The organism is Vibrio sp. 10N.261.51.A3 (genome assembly GCF_041471965.1).
In the GTDB taxonomy this organism is placed as follows: domain Bacteria; phylum Pseudomonadota; class Gammaproteobacteria; order Enterobacterales; family Vibrionaceae; genus Vibrio; species Vibrio crassostreae_C.
Window position 1 is genome coordinate 1 of record NZ_JBFRPK010000019.1, and the last position, 20,415, is coordinate 20,415.

17 protein-coding genes are annotated in these 20,415 nt (G+C 45.0%); 4 read left to right on the forward strand and 13 right to left on the reverse strand.

The features are described 5' to 3' along the window. Positions 1-124: 124 nt before the first annotated feature. Together AB4371_RS04725 and hupA are read right to left on the reverse strand one after the other, a co-directional pair. The gene (locus AB4371_RS04725) at positions 125-823 is read right to left on the reverse strand and encodes a DUF1481 domain-containing protein (RefSeq protein WP_372149151.1); all 699 of its coding nucleotides are present in this window, start codon (positions 821-823) and stop codon (positions 125-127) included. A 47-nt stretch (positions 824-870) separates the two neighbouring features. Next, a complete protein-coding gene (hupA, locus tag AB4371_RS04730; RefSeq protein WP_004729753.1) occupies positions 871-1,143 on the reverse strand; it encodes a nucleoid-associated protein HU-alpha in 273 nt (90 codons plus the stop codon). 270 nt (positions 1,144-1,413) lie between these two features. On the opposite strand from hupA, the gene AB4371_RS04735 reads away from it, so the two are divergent. After that, positions 1,414-2,580, forward strand: coding sequence for a CNNM domain-containing protein (locus AB4371_RS04735; RefSeq protein WP_372149154.1), 1,167 nt, complete (start codon positions 1,414-1,416; stop codon positions 2,578-2,580). 80 nt (positions 2,581-2,660) lie between these two features. On the opposite strand, the gene AB4371_RS04740 is transcribed toward AB4371_RS04735, so the two are convergent. Further along, complete coding sequence (locus tag AB4371_RS04740) at positions 2,661-3,248, reverse strand: YjaG family protein (protein ID WP_017062699.1); 588 nt, start codon at positions 3,246-3,248, stop codon at positions 2,661-2,663. 71 nt (positions 3,249-3,319) lie between these two features. Here AB4371_RS04740 and AB4371_RS04745 point away from each other — a divergent pair, with 71 nt between their 5' ends. Both AB4371_RS04745 and AB4371_RS04750 read left to right on the forward strand, forming a co-directional pair. Next, positions 3,320-4,246 carry a D-2-hydroxyacid dehydrogenase gene (locus AB4371_RS04745; RefSeq protein WP_372149157.1) on the forward strand — a complete coding sequence of 309 codons (927 nt, stop codon included), beginning with the start codon at positions 3,320-3,322 and terminating at the stop codon, positions 4,244-4,246. Next, positions 4,246-4,839, forward strand: a complete 594-nt coding sequence (locus tag AB4371_RS04750) for a uracil-DNA glycosylase family protein (protein ID WP_102394131.1) — start codon at positions 4,246-4,248, stop codon at positions 4,837-4,839. The genes AB4371_RS04745 and AB4371_RS04750 overlap by 1 nt, the downstream gene beginning before the upstream one ends. 103 nt (positions 4,840-4,942) lie before the next feature. On the opposite strand, the gene hemE is transcribed toward AB4371_RS04750, so the two are convergent. Together hemE and nudC are read right to left on the reverse strand one after the other, a co-directional pair. Further along, on the reverse strand, positions 4,943-6,010 hold the full coding sequence (gene hemE / locus AB4371_RS04755) for a uroporphyrinogen decarboxylase (protein ID WP_017060530.1): 1,068 nt from the start codon (positions 6,008-6,010) through the stop codon (positions 4,943-4,945). Between the two features lie 299 nt (positions 6,011-6,309). Beyond that, positions 6,310-7,119 (reverse strand): NAD(+) diphosphatase, encoded by an 810-nt coding sequence (gene nudC / locus AB4371_RS04760; protein ID WP_102394130.1) that lies wholly within the window; start codon positions 7,117-7,119, stop codon positions 6,310-6,312. Between the two features lie 165 nt (positions 7,120-7,284). On the opposite strand from nudC, the gene rsd reads away from it, so the two are divergent. Continuing rightward, positions 7,285-7,782 (forward strand): sigma D regulator, encoded by a 498-nt coding sequence (rsd, locus tag AB4371_RS04765; protein ID WP_102394129.1) that lies wholly within the window; start codon positions 7,285-7,287, stop codon positions 7,780-7,782. Between the two features lie 363 nt (positions 7,783-8,145). Here the strand turns inward: rsd and rpoC are convergent, their stop codons facing one another. The 8 genes from rpoC to secE form a co-directional block, all read right to left on the reverse strand. Then, a complete protein-coding gene (gene rpoC, locus AB4371_RS04770; protein ID WP_017060527.1) occupies positions 8,146-12,348 on the reverse strand; it encodes a DNA-directed RNA polymerase subunit beta' in 4,203 nt (1,400 codons plus the stop codon). A 91-nt stretch (positions 12,349-12,439) separates the two neighbouring features. After that, complete coding sequence (rpoB, locus tag AB4371_RS04775) at positions 12,440-16,468, reverse strand: DNA-directed RNA polymerase subunit beta (RefSeq protein WP_017060526.1); 4,029 nt, start codon at positions 16,466-16,468, stop codon at positions 12,440-12,442. A gap of 235 nt (positions 16,469-16,703) precedes the next feature. Further along, entirely contained in the window at positions 16,704-17,072 is a 369-nt protein-coding gene (rplL, locus tag AB4371_RS04780) for a 50S ribosomal protein L7/L12 (protein WP_017631516.1), read from the reverse strand. 57 nt (positions 17,073-17,129) lie between these two features. Beyond that, positions 17,130-17,624 (reverse strand): 50S ribosomal protein L10, encoded by a 495-nt coding sequence (rplJ, locus tag AB4371_RS04785; RefSeq protein WP_010435550.1) that lies wholly within the window; start codon positions 17,622-17,624, stop codon positions 17,130-17,132. Positions 17,625-17,874: 250 nt separating this feature from the next. Continuing rightward, entirely contained in the window at positions 17,875-18,579 is a 705-nt protein-coding gene (gene rplA / locus AB4371_RS04790) for a 50S ribosomal protein L1 (protein WP_017060523.1), read from the reverse strand. A 4-nt stretch (positions 18,580-18,583) separates the two neighbouring features. Then, complete coding sequence (gene rplK, locus AB4371_RS04795; protein ID WP_010435555.1) at positions 18,584-19,012, reverse strand: 50S ribosomal protein L11; 429 nt, start codon at positions 19,010-19,012, stop codon at positions 18,584-18,586. Positions 19,013-19,225: 213 nt separating this feature from the next. After that, positions 19,226-19,774: a transcription termination/antitermination protein NusG gene (gene nusG / locus AB4371_RS04800; protein WP_010435556.1), complete on the reverse strand. Its 549-nt coding sequence runs from the start codon at positions 19,772-19,774 to the stop codon at positions 19,226-19,228. 13 nt (positions 19,775-19,787) lie between these two features. After that, a complete protein-coding gene (secE, locus tag AB4371_RS04805; RefSeq protein WP_010435558.1) occupies positions 19,788-20,165 on the reverse strand; it encodes a preprotein translocase subunit SecE in 378 nt (125 codons plus the stop codon). Between the last annotated feature and the right edge of the window lie 250 nt (positions 20,166-20,415).

Below are 20,415 nucleotides of genomic sequence, written 5' to 3' on the forward strand. Positions count from 1 at the left end.
TGATCAAGAGACAGCCTCAATAGGCGCCTTTTATTATCTCATTTACACAAGAATCTGTATTTGTACAGACAAATAGGCACTTGGCCTACAGTAGGCCAAATACTCTCAATCCTTTGATTACTCGCTATTCTTTCAACAATGATGGCCTAACGACACAATCATGGCTGTCTTCAGCCAGCATCAGTAACTCTTCCACGCTCATCTTACCCAGTGAATCACTGCCAAGAAACGCCGCATAGCTTTCCACAGACGCCAATCGGTCAATCACGAAGCCTGGCAAGGTCTGGTTAAATTCAATGCGATCAAACTCACCACCAGCGCACGTTTTAAAAGAGCTGCCATTCCAGTAACCCTGAATCAGCCTAAGCCCTTCATCATGCTGCTTCGTTGTGGTCTCTAGAACCGACGTCGCTTCTTTCTGATAGTTTTCAAGCTGCTTGGCTTGGATAGGTAAGATTTTGCTATCAATACGATACTGTTGATACACAGCTTCGCCTGACTTATTGAAACGCACATGGACTCGATAGGGAACCAGCTCATTAGAAGAGTTACGCTGCTCGCCTTCACGAATGAATTCACGAAGCACGCCTTCTGACCAAGCATAATCAGTTTGGTACCAGCCGTAATCGCCGACAGTGACGTAGTCAGCTGAAGTATGAGGTTGTGTTAGCTTGTTTGTAAGCCAGTAGAAACTCGTCGCGTCGCCCATGACTTGGCCGCCAGTGTGAGTTTCAAATTGCTCTAGGTTTTTGCGAGGGCTTGTTGAAGAACAGCCAATAAGAAATGTAGATAATAGTGAAACGAGAAGAAATGCTTTTTTCATAAAAACCTGTACCGAGGTGGAATACGACTACCTCGGTACAGTTTAGATTATTTCACTGAATCTTTCAGCGCTTTACCTGCAACAAATGCTGGAACATTTGCAGCAGCGATTTGGATCTCATCACCAGTTTTTGGGTTACGACCAGTGCGAGCTGCACGGTGGTTTACTTTAAAAGTACCAAAACCAATTAGCTGAACTTGATCGCCATCTTTAAGAGCATCTGTAACACCGCCAAGAGTCGCTTCTAGAGCAGCTTTAGCTTGTGCTTTAGAAAGGTCCGCTTTTTCAGCAATAAAGTCGATTAATTGAGTCTTGTTCATTTTAGGTTTCCCTTCTTTGTATTTTTGAATTCAATTCACTCTAAAACATAAATGCCCCATCTGGCAAAGGTTTGTCGTCGATCTTTAGCTCTAATGCCGTAGTTTTAGCCATAATATGAGTAATAACTCACAATTTGTTACTGATTTTATTAAGCAAGCCCTTGTTTAAAAGGGGCTGAGAGCAAAATTAATGATGACCTAGCCACTACTTTTTCACTATAATCCACGCTGAATCGCTGCTAAAGCGTACAATTTAATTTAAGGGCAAACATGCTGCTGCTATCTATTTACGTCTCCATTGCTATTGGAGTTTCTTTCATTTGTTCTGTTTTGGAAGCTGTACTTTTGAGTATTAGTCCGAGCTACATTGCTCAACTAAAACAAAATGGGCACCCTGCAGCAGAGTCTTTAGACAAACTGAAAACAGATATTGACCGCCCGCTTGCGTCAATTTTAACGCTCAACACCATCGCCCATACTATCGGTGCTGCGACAGCAGGTGCACAAGCGGCTGTCGTTTTTGGTAGCCAATGGTTAGGTGTCTTCTCTGCCGTGCTAACGCTAGGTATCTTGGTATTATCTGAGATTGTTCCAAAGACCATTGGTGCAACCTACTGGCGTCAACTTGCTCCTGCTTCGGCAAGCGTGCTTCGTTGGATGGTGTTCTTCCTAACACCGTTTGTATGGTTCTCAGAACAGATCACCAAACGTCTTGCTCGTGGCCACCAAGCACCAAAAATGCGTGATGAGTTATCTGCAATGGCGATTTTGGCAAAAGAGAGCGGTGAATTTGCAGAAGGCGAGTCAAAAATCCTGAGCAACCTACTGGGTATTCAAGATGTACCCGTGACTCAGGTAATGACGCCGCGCCCAGTGGTATTCCGTGTTGATGCGGAAATGAGTGTGAATACGTTCCTAGAACAACATAAAGACACGCCATTCTCACGTCCGCTGGTTTACAGCGAGCAGAGTGACAACATCATCGGTTTTGTTCACCGCTTAGAGCTGTTTAGATTGCAGCAAGCCGGTTGTGGTGAGAAAGCTTTGGGTGAAGTAATGCGCCCTATCCACGTGTTGCTGAACAACATGGGCTTGGCTAAGGCCTTTGACCAGATGATGGCAAACCGCCTGCAACTGTCTTTAGTTGTGGACGAATACGGCACTATTCAGGGCATCATCACCCTAGAAGACATCTTTGAGCACCTAGTGGGCGAAGAGATTGTCGATGAAGCGGATAAGACGACTGATATGCAAGAACTGGCGTTCCAACGCTGGGAGAAGTGGAAAGAGACACACGGTGTTATCGAAAACCGCGATGACGAGGACGAGCTAGAGGAAGAAACTCCAGCAGACAACGACTCTTCAGATGCAAAATCAACGAATGACGACGACGCATCAAAAGACAAAGTGCAGAACGAAGACAAAAAAGACGCTTAATCTCAATTTGATACCGTCAGATACCACAAAGGCTCCCTAGGGAGCCTTTGTTTTTATTCGTACCTTGGTGCAATTGCGAATTATAGCGCAACACCAATGTTACTGACTGGGTCTTCACGCAGTTCGTGGCGTAGGTCTTTGATCAACTCTAAGTCACGCTCAGTCGTTTCACGTAAAGGTCGGAAAATGGCCCACTGAACGTCCCACTCTTCACATACCGCTTCGTTTTCTTTCTGGTTTTCGTTCGTCACTTCTTCAGCGCCTTGAGCAAACTCAAGCTCAGCAACCGTCTTCACCGATTGTTGACTCACTTTAATTACCGCTTCCAACATATGTTCACGGTCAAGCAGACCATGAATTAGCGTTGCTAGGCCTTGGCATGCGTCCATTGCTGGGTAAACACCATAAAAATCAAAATCATCACCGCTAGGGAATAGCTCTTCAACCTTCTCAAGTTGACGCTCAAAGTTCACCTTTGCTGTTTTAACCGTCAGGATTTCCCAAATGCTATCCAAAACATCACGATAGATTCGAGCTTCCGCAAATTCTGTATTCTCACAAAACATGGCATAGTTAGGGTACATACGCTCACATAGACACGCCATAAAGGTAATTTGTTGCCAAGGTTCTAACTTTTCAAGACGAACCTGCAGTGGATTCTGAAGCATAGTCACTCAATAATTGCAGAAAAAGACAGCGAAAGTGTACTTGATAAACCCTGGGGGGAAAAGGTAAGCCGATGAACAATTTTACGAATAAGCTCTATATTCTTACTGAGCATGACGATACCTATACGCAACTGATTCTAAACCAGGATTTACCCGACCTAGAAATCACTCAAAACCCCGAATCAGCACAGATTGTCTTGGCGTCACCACCTCTAATCGCAGAACGCCTCAGCGAGTTTAAAGAGCTAGACTGGGTACAGAGTACCTATGCTGGAATCAATAAACTCACTCAGCCAGATCTGCGTCAGGACTATACGCTAACCAACGTCAAAGGCATCTTTGGCCCGGCTATCGCAGAATACGTATTGGGTTACACAATCAGTCACTGTAGACACTTCCCTCATTACCACCAGCATCAACAACAACGAAACTGGCAGCCACAGCTTTATACTAGCCTAACTGACAAAACTATGGTGATTTTAGGAACAGGTTCAATCGGCAGTCATTTGGCAAAAACCGCGGCGGCTTTTGGTATTCATACCATAGGTGTCAACCGTACGGGTATCCCATCCAAACAAGAAACCTTTAAAGAGACTTTCCACATCAATGAGATAGAGGCTGCCCTTAAGCAGGCCGATATTGTGGTCAACACCTTGCCATCAACCGCTGAAACCTATCAGCTGTTGAACCAAACCACGTTAGGTTACTGCTCTAATGTGTTGCTGTTTAATGTCGGTCGAGGGGAAAGCATCGACAATAAAGCCTTGTTGCTCGCCATAAAAAACAGATGGGTAGAACACGCATTTTTAGATGTGTTTGAAAGTGAACCCCTCTCTCAGGAATATCCTTTCTGGAAACTACCGCAAGTCACCATCACTCCACACATCGCTGCACTCAGTGAGCCAAGACAAGTAGTCGAGATCTTCGCAGAGAATTACAAACAGTGGCGAGATGGCTTTACACTTAATCATGTCATCGATTTTGATAAAGGTTACTGATGTCCTCTTCGTTACTTAAAGAGATTCGACAATGCCGAGCTTGTGAACCTCACCTATCACACGGTGCCAACCCAGTGATTCAAGCACACCCAAATGCGCGTTTGCTGATCATAGGTCAAGCGCCGGGTATCAAGGTGCATGAGTCGTCGATCCCTTGGAATGACGCCAGTGGCGAACGATTAAGAGACTGGTTAGGGATAGACAGCGATACTTTTTACGACGAGCATAAAGTCGCGATTGTGCCTATGGGGTTTTGTTATCCGGGAAAAGGAAAGAGTGGCGATCTGCCACCACGCAAAGAATGCGCAGAGCTCTGGCACAAAAAAGTACTGCAGTCATTGCCCAACATTCAAATGACACTATTGATTGGTCAATATGCGCAAAACTATTATTTAAAGGAAAGAACCACCAAAACGCTGACAGAAACAGTCAAAAACTGGCAGGCTTGGGCGCCTGAATTTTTGCCATTACCTCACCCTTCGCCACGCAATAATATCTGGCTCAAGAAGAACCCTTGGTTTGAAAATGAAGTCATTCCTTATATCAGGAAACACATCTCAGAGCATTTGGCCTACCATGATCCAAATGCCTAATTAACTGCACACAATAAGATTAAACCGCTATCAAATGCCAATTTCAGGCAATAAAAAAGCGCTGTTGGTTTTCCAACAGCGCTTTCAATCATCTTACTCAGAATTACTTGTGGTAAGGCTTAGACAATTCGTGAACAGCGTCAACGAATACACCAGCGTTCTCTGGCGGTACATCCAAGTGGATACCGTGGCCTAGGTTAAATACATGACCTGTACCGCCGTCGCCGAAGCCTTCAAGGATGCTGCCCACTTCTTCGCGAATACGTTCAGGCTGAGCGTAAAGCATTGAAGGATCCATGTTACCTTGCAGAGCAACTTTGTCGCCGATGCGAGCTTTTGCATCTGCGATGTTGATTGTCCAGTCTAGACCAACCGCATCACAACCTGTTGCTGCGATAGACTCAAGCCACATGCCGCCGTTCTTAGTGAACAGAGTAACCGGTACTCGACGACCTTCGTTTTCACGGATTAGGCCATCAACGATTTTGTGCATGTATTGCAGTGAGAATAGGTTGTAGTCACGAGGGGTCAGTACACCACCCCATGTATCAAATACCATTACCGATTGAGCACCCGCTTTAATTTGCGCGTTCAGGTATTCGATAACACTGTCAGCTAGCTTGTCTAGAAGCAGGTGCAGCGTTTGTGGTTCTGCATACATCATCTTCTTGATCTTAGTGAATGCTTTAGAGCTTCCACCTTCAACCATGTATGTAGCTAGAGTCCATGGGCTACCAGAGAAACCAATCAGTGGCACTTCGCCTTTCAGGTCTTTACGGATCTGACGAACGGCATTCATTACGTATTGAAGCTCACCTTCTGGATCAGGTAGGCCAATCTTCTCTACGTCAGCTTTACACGTGATCGGACGCTCAAACTTAGGACCTTCACCTGTTTCAAAGTACAAACCTAAGCCCATTGCATCAGGGATAGTTAGGATGTCTGAGAACAAGATTGCCGCATCAAGCGGGAAACGACGTAAAGGTTGAAGTGTTACTTCTGATGCCAGTTCCGCGTTTTTGCACAAAGACATGAAATCGCCCGCTTCAGCGCGCGTTGCTTTGTACTCAGGAAGATAGCGGCCAGCTTGGCGCATCATCCATACCGGTGTGTAATCAACAGGCTGTTTTAAAAGTGCGCGTAAATAGCGATCGTTTTTTAATTCGGTCATTCCGTTAAATTCCAATTCAATCTTGTCTAGTTTTGATGGCAAGTATTCTAACACTGATTGAAGGGTAAAAGCTGTGTGCTTTGCAACCTAGATCAAGTTATTAACTTTTAAATCAATGCTTAATTTGCACCCAATTACGGGAGCATGTTAAAAATTTGTTCGCTAGCGAAAATTACAATTATAACATCTGAGTAGTCACTACTCAGCATCTCATAACGACATCTTACTTACCCCCTCCACTTGTGGAGGGTTTTTTTTAGCTTTTGACCACCCATAGGCCAAATACTATCACAGGCAAATTAGTGCTCTAGCATCTGCTCCGTCACACCATCTTTCATCACGTCATCAACGGTTTTCTCAATCAACTGTCTCGCAATGGTTCCAACAGGAGCAACATCAGGTAGGCTTGTTACGTCAAACCATTGAGCATCCGATAGCTCGCTGTAGTCAGGCTTAAGCGTACCACCAGCATAATCTGCGAGAAAGCCCATCATCATACTCGATGGAAACGCCCATGGCTGGCTGCCAAAATAACGAATATTATCGACATCGATACCCGTTTCTTCTTTGACTTCTCTTGCCACACACTGCTCTAAGGTCTCTCCGACCTCTAGGAAGCCCGCTATCACGGTATACATGCCTGTTTTATGTCTTGGGTGCTGCGCAAGCAATATCTTGTTGTCGTTTCGTACAGCGACAATGATGCACGGGAAGATACGAGGGTAATGAAGCGTGCGGCAATCTCCACACTGCATCGCCACCTGGTTATGGTTGAGATGATTTCGACCGCCACACTGAGGGCAAAAACGCATACTTTGAGTCATATGCCCATATTGGATGGCTTTGCTTGCAGTCAAGAAACTCGCTTCAGGCCAGTGCAGTAACTCTCTTAGGCTGACCATGCTAAGCTCATTCTCCACATCACAATCGTTGAGCCAATACACCTTGCGACCTTGATGCTGACCAATACAGATTGCATGCTCCACACTCAGCCCAAGCTCTTCAGCAGAGCCAAACGGAAACTGATCATTATTAACCCAAACATCACTACCAGAAACGACGCACCAATAAGCTTGCTCTGTCATTTTGTTATCACTTTTTTTTAACATCCCTATGCCTCATTGCTTGCAGTTCGTTCATTTTACTGGCAATCTAATTTCATACTAGAGTTGTAGCAGAGAATATTTCAAGCTATTACTTTTAGTAGCTACCAATAAAACGGACCCTGCTTAGGCAATTACTTGATCACAAGGTTGTGATCAGATCATGAGGACATGGTCATGCTAAATAAATTCAAACAAATACAAGAACAATGGGGTGGCTCTAATGAGGTCATCGATCATTGGCTCGAAACTCGACAGTCTCTAATCGTTGAGTATTGTAAGCTTGCCGCTCTACAGCCTTCATCGTCGAAAGCAACTGCAATCACCGAACTGCCTTCTCCAGAAGAGCTCCAAAAATTCAGCCAACATCTTGTTGATTACATCTCCGAAGGTCATTTCAAAATCTATGACATGGTGATGGACAAATGGCAGTCTACTGGCTTCAAAGCAACAGACGAAATCAACCAATCTTATGGTCATATCGTTCTTACCACCGACCCACTGCTCAACTTCACCGATAAATACGCTGCCATTGAAGCGACCGATACATTAGAAAGCTTTGATAGTGAGCTATCACTCGTTGGTGAGATTCTTGAGGTGAGGTTTGCGGTTGAAGACCAGCTGATACAACAAATTGCCGACAGCCTAGCGGTTCCACCAGGAGCGTAATGGCTTAACATCTTCTAAGCTTGCCTCTGTGCAAGCTTTTTGTTTTGTCTGTAGCGTTACCTAACACATTCAACTCTTCTACCAGAGCCTATTGGTTCGTCCCTGATCGGATGTTTTGCGATAACCAGACGTCACACTTGTCACCAGTTTCATCCTCACGACATTTCTGTAAACACCCAAAACTGCCTTAGAGAAAGTACTCTCAACTAAGTCCACCAAGCAATCAAGGAATCAAGGAATCAAGGAATCAAGCAAACCTATCAGATTCTGAAGAATAACCTCTCGTTAAACACCAATACGCCAGATACAAAAAAGGCACCCGAAGGTGCCTTTTTCTTATCTCTTAGAGACTACTCGTAGAGCTTACTCTTCTGAAGAGAAACCAGCGTTTAGAAGTGCTGCTAGATTGTCAGTAGCTTGTTCAGCTGAAGGACCTTCTTGCTCTTCTTCACGTTGCTTTTGACGCTCTTGGTGGTATGCGAAACCAGTACCAGCTGGGATCAGACGACCAACAATTACGTTCTCTTTCAGACCGCGAAGGTCATCACGCTTACCAGAAACCGCAGCTTCTGTTAGTACACGAGTCGTTTCTTGGAACGATGCAGCTGAGATGAATGACTCAGTTGCAAGAGATGCTTTAGTAATACCTAGTAGGTCACGTTCGAAACGTACTAGTTCTTTACCTTCAGCTTCTAGCTTACGGTTAGCAATCTTAACATTGTGGTACTCAACTTGTTCGCCAGGTAGGAACGGAGAGTCACCAGAATGAGTGATTGTACACTTACGTAGCATTTGACGAACGATAGTCTCGATGTGCTTATCGTTAATCTTTACGCCTTGTAAGCGGTAAACTTCTTGAACTTCGTTCGCGATGTACTGAGTTACTGCGTGGATACCACGTAGACGCAGGATATCGTGTGGAGTTTCAGGACCGTCGGCGATTACATCACCACGTTCAATCTTCTCACCTTCGAACACGTTCAATTGACGATGCTTAGGAATCATCTCTTCGTAAGCGTCACCGCCTTCACGAGTGATTACTAGACGACGCTTACCTTTCGTTTCTTTACCGAAAGACACAGTACCTGTGTGCTCAGCAAGGATCGCAGGCTCTTTAGGCTTACGAGCTTCGAATAGGTCAGCTACGCGTGGTAGACCACCGGTGATATCTTTGTTTCCGCTCGATTTTTGAGGGATACGAGATAATGTGTCACCGATGCCAACTTCAGCGCCATCTTCGATGTTTACAATCGCTTTGCCAGGTAGGAAGTAGTGAGCTGGCATATCAGTACCAGGGATCATTACGTCGTTACCTTGCTCATCAACAAGTTTGATAGCTGGACGCATATCTTTACCTGCTGCTGGGCGAGCTGCTGCGTCTGTAACTTCACTTGAAGAAAGACCCGTTAGATCGTCAGTTTGACGAGAAACTGTAATACCATCGATCATATCTACGAATTGGATACGACCTGCCACTTCAGTGATGATTGGCATGGTATGCGCTTCCCAGTTAGCTACAACTTCACCAGCAGTAACTGCTGCGTTGTCGCCTTTGGTTAGCATCGAACCGTAAGGAAGTTTGTGCTTCTCTTTAGTACGGCCGAATTCATCAATAATCGTCATCTCAGATGCACGAGAAGTGATAACCAGTTTCTTATCTTTGTTAACTACGAACTTAGCATTGTGAAGTTTCACAGTACCAGTTGTCTTAGCTTGGATGCTGTTCTCTGCTGCTGCAGTAGATGCCGCACCACCGATGTGGAACGTACGCATCGTTAGCTGTGTACCCGGTTCACCGATAGATTGTGCAGCGATAACACCAACTGCTTCACCTTGGTTCACTAGGTGACCACGTGCTAGGTCACGACCGTAACACTGTGCACAACAACCGAAGTCTGCATCACAGGTAACAACAGAGCGCACTTTCATGCTATCTACTGAGTTGTCTTCCATGATTTGACACCACTTCTCATCAATCAGAGTATTACGTGGAATCAGTACATCTTCAGTACCAGGCTTAAGAACGTCTTCAGCAACTACACGACCTAGAGCAAGCTCAGAAAGTGCAACTTTAACGTCACCACCTTCGATGTGAGGCATCATGTCGATACCTTCGTGCGTGCCACAGTCATGTTCGTGTACTACAACGTCTTGAGCAACGTCTACTAGACGACGAGTTAGGTAACCCGAGTTTGCTGTTTTCAGTGCTGTATCCGCAAGACCCTTACGAGCACCGTGCGTTGAGATAAAGTACTGAAGGACGTTTAGACCTTCTTTAAAGTTCGCTGTGATCGGCGTTTCGATGATTGAACCATCTGGACGCGCCATCAGACCACGCATACCTGCTAGCTGACGAATCTGAGCTGCAGAACCACGAGCGCCCGAGTCGGCCATCATGTAGATGCTGTTGAACGATTCTTGCTGTTCTTCTTCGCCGTCACGGTTGATAACTGTTTCAGAAGACAGGTTATCCATCATTGCTTTCGCAACGCGGTCATTCGTAGATGCCCAGATATCGATAACTTTGTTGTAACGCTCACCCGCAGTAACAAGACCAGATTGGAATTGCTCTTGGATTTCGCGAACTTCTTCTTCAGCAGATTCAATTTCATCGTATTTCGCTTGAGGTACAACCATATCGTCGATACCTACAGAAACACCAGAAAGTGCAGCGTATGCAAAACCTGCGTACATGATTTGGTCAGCAAATACTACTGTATCTTTTAGACCAAGCTTACGGTAACACTCGTTAAGAAGAGTAGAGATCTGCTTCTTACCTAACTTTTGGTTAACGATGCTGTACGGTAGGCCAGCTGGAACGATTTGCCATAGCATTGCACGGCCGACAGTTGTATCAACCATCTTCGTTTCAGTAGTGCTGTTACCATCTTCGTCTACTACAGTCTCGGTGATACGTACTTTAACGCGAGCGTGTAGCTCAGCAGTCTTAGTACGGTATGCCTTTTCAGCCTCAGCAGGGCCAGCAAGGTACATACCTTCGCCTTTCACGTTGATCTTGTCACGTGTCATGTAGTAAAGACCCAATACAACGTCCTGAGAAGGTACGATGATCGGATCACCTGACGCTGGCGACAGAATGTTATTCGTCGACATCATCAGTGTACGTGCTTCAAGCTGTGCTTCTAGAGTTAGAGGCACGTGTACCGCCATTTGGTCACCATCGAAGTCGGCGTTGTATGCCGCACACACTAGTGGGTGAAGCTGAATCGCTTTACCTTCGATTAGTACTGGTTCAAACGCTTGGATACCTAGACGGTGAAGTGTAGGTGCACGGTTAAGCAGTACTGGGTGTTCGCGGATTACTTCGTCTAGGATATCCCAAACGATAGCTTCTTCGCGCTCTACCATCTTCTTAGCAGCTTTGATTGTCGTAGCCATGCCACGAGTTTCTAGCTTGCTGTAGATGAACGGCTTAAATAGCTCAAGTGCCATCTTCTTAGGAAGACCACACTGATGTAGACGAAGGTATGGACCTACTGTGATTACAGAACGGCCAGAGTAGTCTACACGTTTACCTAGAAGGTTCTGACGGAAACGACCTTGTTTACCCTTGATCATATCAGCAAGAGATTTCAGAGGACGCTTGTTAGAACCAGTGATAGCACGACCACGACGACCGTTATCTAGAAGTGCATCAACAGACTCTTGCAGCATACGCTTTTCGTTACGTACGATGATGTCCGGAGCAGCTAGCTCTAGAAGACGCTTCAAACGGTTGTTACGGTTGATCACACGACGGTAAAGGTCGTTCAGATCTGAAGTCGCAAAACGACCGCCATCTAGTGGTACTAGAGGACGTAGATCTGGCGGCAGAACCGGAAGTACAGTCAGAATCATCCATTGCGGATCGTTACCCGATGCAATGAACGCTTCAACTAGCTTCAGGCGCTTAGTAACTTTTTTACGCTTAGTTTCTGAGTTAGTAGTTTCTAACTCTTCGCGCATTTCTTCCACTTCTTGATGAAGGTCCATTGTTGCAAGCAGATCTTTGATCGCTTCAGCACCCATCTTAGCAGTGAATTCGTCACCCCACTCTTCTAGACGATCCAGATACTCTTCTTCAGTAAGCATCTGAGATTTTTCTAGATCAGTCATACCTGGTTCAGTTACTACGTACATCTCGAAGTAAAGAACACGTTCGATATCACGTAGAGGGATATCCATTAGTAGACCGATACGAGACGGCAGTGATTTTAGGAACCAGATGTGAGCAACTGGTGAAGCTAGCTCGATGTGGCCCATACGGTCACGACGAACTTTAGTTTGTGTAACTTCAACGCCACACTTCTCACAGATAACACCACGGTGCTTCAGGCGCTTGTATTTGCCACAAAGACATTCGTAGTCTTTAACTGGACCAAAAATACGTGCACAGAACAGACCATCACGTTCAGGTTTGAACGTACGATAGTTAATTGTTTCCGGCTTTTTAACTTCACCAAAAGACCATGAACGGATCATGTCTGGTGAAGATAGACCGATTTTGATTGCATCAAATTCTTCGGTCTTATGCTGTGCTTTTAGAAAGTTTAATAAGTCTTTCACATTCAGCTCCTGTAAGGAGTTAAAGGAGCTCACTGCTGTAGCAAGCTCCCTTTTACCAAATAATCCTATCTTCTTTTAAAAAGAGGAGGGATTACTCTTCGTCTTCTAGCTCGATGTTGATACCTAGCGAGCGAATCTCTTTCAACAGTACGTTGAACGACTCAGGCATACCAGGTTCCATGCTATGGTTACCGTCTACGATGTTCTTATACATCTTAGTACGGCCGTTAACGTCATCTGACTTAACGGTTAGCATTTCTTGTAGAGTATATGCAGCACCGTATGCTTCTAGTGCCCATACTTCCATCTCACCGAAACGCTGACCACCGAACTGAGCTTTACCACCAAGTGGTTGCTGAGTTACTAGGCTGTAAGAACCAGTTGAACGAGCATGCATCTTGTCATCAACCAAGTGGTTCAGTTTCAGCATGTACATGTAACCAACAGTTACAGGACGCTCAAACGAATCACCAGTACGACCATCAAACAGTTTAAGCTGACCAGACTCTGGCAGATCACCCAGTTTAAGTAGTTCTTTGATTAGAGACTCAGAAGCACCGTCGAACACAGGAGTAGCAATCGGTAGACCGCCACGTAGGTTCTTGATCAGTGTACGAACTTGATCATCAGACAGTTCAGCAATATCAACTTTCTGACGAGTGTCACCAAGATCGTAAACCTTCTGTAGGAACTCACGGAACTTATGCAGTTCTTGTTGTTCCTTAACCATTTGGTTGATCTTGTCACCGATACCTTTCGCAGCCAAACCTAAGTGAACTTCTAGGATCTGACCGATGTTCATACGCGATGGTACACCCAGCGGGTTAAGTACGATGTCTACAGGCTGACCTTTCTCATCGTATGGCATGTCTTCAACAGGGTTAATCTTAGAGATTACACCTTTGTTACCGTGACGACCGGCCATCTTATCACCAGGCTGGATACGACGTTTAACCGCTAGGTAAACTTTAACAATCTTAAGAACGCCAGGCGCTAGATCATCACCTTGAGTGATTTTACGACGCTTAGTTTCAAACTTCTTATCGAAGTCTGCTTTTAGCTCATCCCACTGCTCAGCAAGTTGTTCAAGCTGTGTTTGTAGCGCATCGTCTTCTAGAACTTGCTCTAGCCATTGCTTACGACCGATAGTATCAAGCTTAGCTTCAGAGTAACCACCAGACAGAAGTACAGCTTTAACACGGTTAAGAAGGCCACCCTCAAGAATTTGGAACTCTTCAGTTAGGTCTTTCTTCGCTTCTTTAAGCTGCATCTGTTCGATTTCAAGTGCACGCTTGTCTTTCTCTACGCCATCGCGAGTGAAGACTTGTACATCGATGATAGTACCCGAAACAGAGTTTGGTACACGTAGAGAAGTATCTTTAACATCAGATGCTTTCTCACCGAAGATAGCACGTAGTAGCTTCTCTTCAGGAGTCAGTTGAGTTTCACCTTTAGGGGTTACTTTACCAACTAGGATGTCGCCACCCTTAACTTCAGCACCAATGTAAACGATACCTGACTCGTCTAGTTTAGACAGAGCAGACTCACCTACGTTTGGAATATCAGCTGTGATCTCTTCAGAACCCAGCTTAGTATCACGAGCCACACAAGATAGTTCTTGAATGTGGATTGTCGTGAAACGGTCTTCTTGAACTACGCGCTCAGATACTAAGATCGAGTCTTCGAAGTTGTAACCGTTCCAAGGCATGAATGCGATACGCATGTTTTGGCCAAGAGCTAGTTCACCAAGGTCTGTTGAAGGACCATCAGCAAGAACATCGCCACGTGCAACTGGTTCACCAGGAAGTACAGTTGGACGTTGGTTAATACATGTGTTTTGGTTCGAACGCGTGTACTTAGTTAGGTTGTAGATATCGATACCAGCTTCGCCAGGTACCAATTCATCTTCGTTAACCTTAACTACGATACGAGAAGCGTCTACAGACTGAACTTGACCACCACGTTTAGCAACCGCTGTAACACCAGAGTCAACTGCGATGTTACGTTCGATACCAGTACCTACAAGAGGCTTATCAGCCTTAAGTGTTGGTACAGCTTGACGTTGCATGTTGGCACCCATCAATGCACGGTTCGCATCATCGTGTTCTAGGAACGGGATAAGCGAAGCAGCGATAGATACTACTTGGTTTGTCGCAACGTCCATGTAGTCAACGTGATCGCGTGGGTGAAGACCAGATTCACCTTTTTGACGAGCTGTGATTAGCTCATCTGCAAACGTACCTTCTTCAGTAAGAATGGTGTTTGCTTGCGCGATTACGAATTGACCTTCCTGGATTGCAGACAGGTAATCAACTTCTTCTGTTACTACACCATCTACTACACGACGGTACGGAGTTTCTAGGAAACCGTAATCGTTACAACGTGCAAACGCAGATAGTGAGTTAATTAGACCGATGTTTGGACCTTCAGGCGTTTCGATCGGACATAGACGACCGTAGTGAGTTACGTGAACGTCACGTACTTCGAAGCCTGCGCGCTCACGAGTAAGACCACCAGGACCTAAAGCAGAGATACGACGTTTGTGCGTAACTTCTGACAATGGGTTGTTTTGGTCCATGAACTGTGAAAGCTGTGAAGAGCCAAAGAATTCTTTAACTGCAGCAGAGATCGGCTTAGCGTTGATAAGATCTTGAGGCATGATTGCATCAAGGTCACCAAGGCTTAGGCGCTCTTTAACGGCACGTTCTACACGAACTAGACCAACACGGAATTGGTTTTCTGCCATTTCACCTACAGAACGGATACGACGGTTGCCAAGGTGGTCGATATCGTCCACTTCACCAATACCGTTACGGATACCAATCAGTTTCTTCATCACTTCGATGATGTCTGATTCATCCAGAGTACCGCGCTCTTCTTCTTCTTCACGCTCGATAGAGCTGTTGAACTTCATACGGCCTACAGTTGATAGGTCGTAACGTTCTTCAGAGAAGAATAGGCTTTCGAATAGAGACTCTGCAGCTTCTTTCGTTGGTGGCTCGCCAGGACGCATCATGCGGTAGATTTCTACCAATGCAGAGATGCGATCTACTGTGCTATCTGCACGTAGAGTGTCTGACATGAATGGACCGTGATCTAGGTCATTCGTGAACAGAGTTTGTAGAGCCTTGTGACCTGCTTGAGACAGGTTAGCAAGTGCTTCTAGGCTAATCTCTTGGTTCGCGCCAACGATGATCTCGCCAGTTGCTTCATTGATGTAATCTTTAGATGCAACTTTACCAACGATGTACTCTACTGGTACTTCGATGTGCTCAACGCCATCTTTTTCAAGTTGACGGATATGACGAGCAGTAACACGACGACCAGTCTCAACGTAAGTTTTGCCGTTTGCTTCGATGTCGAATGACGCAGTTTCACCACGTAGACGATCAGGAACCAACTCCATAAGAAGAGTTTGGTCTTTAACTTCGAAGTTCACTTTGTCGAAGAATAGATCTAGGATCTCTTCAGTCGATTTACCAAGCGCACGAAGAATAATCGATGCTGGTAGCTTACGACGACGGTCGATACGTACGAATAAGTTATCCTTAGGATCGAACTCAAAGTCTAACCATGAGCCACGGTAAGGAATTACACGTGCGTTATAAAGAACTTTACCTGATGAGTGGGTCTTACCCTTATCACTGTCGAAGAACACGCCTGGGCTTCGGTGCAGCTGGGATACGATAACCCTCTCGGTACCATTAATTACGAAAGTACCATTGTCTGTCATAAGCGGAATTTCGCCCATGTAGACTTCTTGTTCTTTAATGTCTTTTACAGTACCTGCTGGTGCATCTCGATCAAAGATAACTAGACGTAGTTTTACGCGTAGTGGCTTTGAGTAAGTAACACCGCGGATTTGACATTCTTTAACGTCAAAAACTGGCTCACCAAGACGGTAGCTAACGTATTGCAGCTCAGAATTGCCGTTGTAGCTCTGAATTGGAAATACAGAACGGAAAGCAGCTTCAAGACCGTATTGACCTTCTGGATCCTGTTCGATGAATTTGTCGAAAGAATCAAGCTGGATCGATAACAGGTATGGAATGTCCAAAACTTGTGGACGAGTACCAAAATCCTTACGGATGCGCTTTTTCTCGGTATAAGAGTAAACCATGGGGTTCCTCAGCTCGCTGATAAGTGACCCAAACCACCCAAAACACTCTTCAAGAGGGGGCGGTGACAAACAGCTGTTTACTGTAGTGAACAATCATTTCGAAAAAATGACTGTTTTTTTGCTCGGATTATGACGGTTAAACAGCGGAAAATTCGTCATAGCCCTACAGCGCAAAAAGGCCGGTGGTTAATAAACCACCAGCCATTAGCCTTGCGGCTAAGAAATTAAGTAATAATTACTTGATTTCAACAGAAGCGCCAGCTTCTTCTAGCTGTGCTTTAAGAGCTTCAGCTTCAGCTTTGTCAACGCCTTCTTTAAGCGCTGCAGGAGCTGAGTCTACAAGACCTTTAGCTTCTTTAAGACCTAGGCCAGTTGCGCCACGTACAGCTTTGATAACTTGTACTTTGTTAGCGCCAGCAGCAGTTAGGATAACGTCGAATTCAGTTTGCTCAGCAGCAGCGTCGCCGCCAGCTGCGCCGCCAGCTACAACAGCAGCAGCTGCAGTAACGCCGAATTTCTCTTCCATAGCTTCGATAAGCTCAACAACTTGCATTACAGACATTTCTGCAACTGCGTCTAGGATTTGCTCGTTAGTAATAGACATAACAATTCTCTTTTAAGTCAACAATAAGTTTAAATAGCAACCAGTGAAAAGCAAGGCTTATGCCGCAGCTTCTTCTTTTTGGTCGCGAACAGCAGCGATAGTACGAACCAGCTTGCCAGCAGAAGCTTCTTTCATGCACATCATTAGGCGTGCGATAGCTTCGTCGTAAGTTGGTAGTGTCGCTAGTACTTCAGCATCAGTAACTGCGCCTTCAAATGCAGCAGCTTTGATCTCGAAATCTTTATTCTCTTTAGCGAAGTCTTTGAAAAGACGCGCTGCAGCACCTGGGTGCTCATTAGAGAATGCGATCAGAGTTGGACCAGTGAAAGTGTCTACTAGACACTCGTAGTCTGTACCCTGAACCGCACGGCGTGCTAGTGTGTTACGAACAACTTTCATGTAAACACCCGCTTCGCGAGCTTGTTTACGTAGAGAAGTCATTGCGCCAACTTCAACGCCACGAGAATCAGCTACAACTGCAGAAAGTGCACCACTGGCAGCTTCGTTGACTTCAGCAACAATTGCTTTTTTGTCTTGAAGATTTAAAGCCATTTGGATTAACCTCTGGTTGTGATTACAGCACTCAATACAAAATGTAATGAGCGTTTACGATGTTATTTAAAAATGAATAAATTCATTTCAAACCACAACATCGCCTACGTAGGTTTTATTAAGCTATCAATAATCTAATGAAAATCGACAGCGCCTACGGTCTTGGGATAGATGATTTCAAATTGCTTTAAAACCACCCAACCACAAATATTAGGCGCAGAAGTATACACTAAATCTGCGCCTAAGCAAATTAGTTTGCTTGAGTGTCAAGACTAGCTTGATCAACAGCAACACCAGCACCCATCGTAGTAGAGATGCTTACTTTCTTCAGGTAAGAACCCTTAGCTGAAGAAGGCTTAGCTTTCTTAAGAGCAACTAGAAGAGCTTCTAGGTTCTCTTGAAGCTGGCTAGCTTCGAAAGATGCTTTACCGATAGTAGTGTGGATGATGCCGTTCTTGTCGTTACGGTAACGAACCTGACCAGCTTTAGCGTTCTTAACCGCTTCAGCAACGTTAGGAGTTACAGTACCAACTTTAGGGTTTGGCATAAGGCCGCGTGGACCTAGGATTGTACCTAGTTGACCAACAACACGCATTGCATCTGGAGAAGCAACAACTACGTCGAAGTTCATTTCGCCTTTTTTCACTTGCTCAGCAAGATCTTCCATACCAACGATATCTGCGCCAGCAGCTTTAGCAGCTTCTGCGTTTGCACCTTGAGTGAAAACAGCAACGCGGATGTCACGGCCAGTACCGTGAGGTAGCACTGTTGCGCCACGAACGTTTTGGTCAGATTTACGAGCATCGATGCCTAGGTTAACAGCAACATCTACAGACTCAACGAATTTAGCAGTCGCTAGTTCTTTAAGAAGAGCAACAGCTTCGCTGATTTCGTATTCTTTAGTTGAGTCAACTTTGTCGCGGATTACGCGCATACGCTTAGTAAGTTTAGCCATGATCTTATCCCTCTACCACTAGGCCCATTGAACGAGCAGTACCAGCAATAGAACGTTTCATTGCTTCGATGTCAGCACCAGTCATATCAGCAGCTTTAGTTTCTGCGATTTCCTGAACTTGAGCGTCAGTAACAGTACCAACTTTCTCAGTGTTTGGACGACCTGAACCAGACTTAACGCCAGCAGCTTTCTTAAGAAGAACAGCAGCAGGTGGAGTCTTAGTTACGAACGTGAAAGAACGGTCGTTGTAAACAGTAATAACTACTGGAGTAGGTAGACCTTTCTCAACAGATTCTGTTTTTGCGTTGAACGCTTTACAGAATTCCATGATGTTCACGCCGTGTTGACCTAGAGCAGGACCAACCGGTGGACTTGGGTTTGCCATACCAGCTGCAACTTGCAGTTTGATATAAGCTTCAACTTTCTTAGCCATGATATTTCCTAATATTTTGGGTACATGCGCTAGCCGCAAGGCGAGCTCCCCATAAATTCAATTAACTCTTTTTTACTTCCACAGAAGCAAAAAGGCGCGAAATTATAATCATAATTCGCGCCTTTAACAACCCTAAAAAGGTGATTTTTTATACTCTTTTATTTTGAACAACTTATGAAGTATTTATCCACAGCTTGTTCAAAACTTAGAGTTTTAGTCCAGTTTTTCAACCTGACCAAATTCAAGCTCAACCGGTGTTGCACGACCAAAGATCGATACAGATACCTTAATGCGGCTTTTCTCGTAATCTACTTCTTCAACAGTACCGTTGAAGTCAGCAAATGGACCATCGTTCACACGAACCACTTCACCCGCTTCGAACATTGTCTTAGGACGTGGAGACTCGCTCGCTTTCTCTAGACGGTTCAAGATAGCATCAGCTTCTTTATCAGTGATTGGTGCAGGACGATCAGAGGTACCACCAATGAAGCCCATAACACGCGGAATGCTGCGTACTAAGTGCCATGATTCATCATTCATGATCATTTGAACTAATACGTAGCCAGGGAAGAATTTACGTTCACTTTTACGGCGTTGGCCTGCACGCATTTCCACTACTTCTTCAGTAGGTACTAGCACATCGCCAAATAGTTCTTCCATGTTGTGCATTTTAATATGCTCGCGTAGCGACTGTGCAACACGACCTTCAAAGCCAGAAAAGGCTTGAACTACATACCAACGTTTTTTTGGAGCTTCACTCATGAATCAGAACCCTCTACACCCCAGTTGCTAGAGAAACTAGACGGACCATAATGCCGTCAATTCCCCAAAGCACTAGAGACATAACAATACATACAGCTAAAACGATCAATGTAGTTTGCATAGTTTCTTGGCGAGTAGGCCAAACAACTTTACGAATCTCCATACGAGATTCTTTTGCAAAATCGATCGCAGCTTTACCTTTAGTTGTTGTTGCTGCAACGCCTAGTGCGGCAGCAATCAGCACAACTACACCTGCAGCGCGAATTACAACAGACAATTCACCATACAGGTAATTACCCACAACAGCAGCAGCCAACAGAACAAAAGCGACAATCCACTTCATTGTATCTGCTGCACCTGAGCTATCAGGAGTTTCAGCGTTTGCTTTCATAAAACCAACCTGTGATAAGTCTTAAATATAGACGACAATAACCCCGCTGTTGCAGGGCACATTCCTTTGCGTTGCAAAACAACACATCTAACAGTCATTTTAGTCAAAAAGACCGTTTAATTCTTTGCTAAGAGCAAAAATCGATGTCAAAACATCCAACTCTTTTTTTAGCGCAGAAAAAGGGCATCAAATGATGCCCTTTTTACTAGTGGTTCGTCAAATCTTATGCAAAGATTTTAGCTACAACACC

Bases quoted from the DNA above. Each gene is read 5' to 3' on its own strand.
- AB4371_RS04725 (WP_372149151.1), bottom strand. From the start codon at position 823: ATGAAAAAAGCATTTCTTCTCGTTTCACTATTATCTACATTTCTTATT.
- hupA (WP_004729753.1), bottom strand. From the start codon at position 1,143: ATGAACAAGACTCAATTAATCGACTTTATTGCTGAAAAAGCGGACCTT.
- AB4371_RS04735 (WP_372149154.1), top strand. From the start codon at position 1,414: ATGCTGCTGCTATCTATTTACGTCTCCATTGCTATTGGAGTTTCTTTC.
- AB4371_RS04740 (WP_017062699.1), bottom strand. From the start codon at position 3,248: ATGCTTCAGAATCCACTGCAGGTTCGTCTTGAAAAGTTAGAACCTTGG.
- AB4371_RS04745 (WP_372149157.1), top strand. From the start codon at position 3,320: ATGAACAATTTTACGAATAAGCTCTATATTCTTACTGAGCATGACGAT.
- AB4371_RS04750 (WP_102394131.1), top strand. From the start codon at position 4,246: ATGTCCTCTTCGTTACTTAAAGAGATTCGACAATGCCGAGCTTGTGAA.
- hemE (WP_017060530.1), bottom strand. From the start codon at position 6,010: ATGACCGAATTAAAAAACGATCGCTATTTACGCGCACTTTTAAAACAG.
- nudC (WP_102394130.1), bottom strand. From the start codon at position 7,119: ATGTTAAAAAAAAGTGATAACAAAATGACAGAGCAAGCTTATTGGTGC.
- rsd (WP_102394129.1), top strand. From the start codon at position 7,285: ATGGTCATGCTAAATAAATTCAAACAAATACAAGAACAATGGGGTGGC.
- rpoB (WP_017060526.1), bottom strand. From the start codon at position 16,468: ATGGTTTACTCTTATACCGAGAAAAAGCGCATCCGTAAGGATTTTGGT.
- rplL (WP_017631516.1), bottom strand. From the start codon at position 17,072: ATGTCTATTACTAACGAGCAAATCCTAGACGCAGTTGCAGAAATGTCT.
- rplJ (WP_010435550.1), bottom strand. From the start codon at position 17,624: ATGGCTTTAAATCTTCAAGACAAAAAAGCAATTGTTGCTGAAGTCAAC.
- rplA (WP_017060523.1), bottom strand. From the start codon at position 18,579: ATGGCTAAACTTACTAAGCGTATGCGCGTAATCCGCGACAAAGTTGAC.
- rplK (WP_010435555.1), bottom strand. From the start codon at position 19,012: ATGGCTAAGAAAGTTGAAGCTTATATCAAACTGCAAGTTGCAGCTGGT.
- nusG (WP_010435556.1), bottom strand. From the start codon at position 19,774: ATGAGTGAAGCTCCAAAAAAACGTTGGTATGTAGTTCAAGCCTTTTCT.
- secE (WP_010435558.1), bottom strand. From the start codon at position 20,165: ATGAAAGCAAACGCTGAAACTCCTGATAGCTCAGGTGCAGCAGATACA.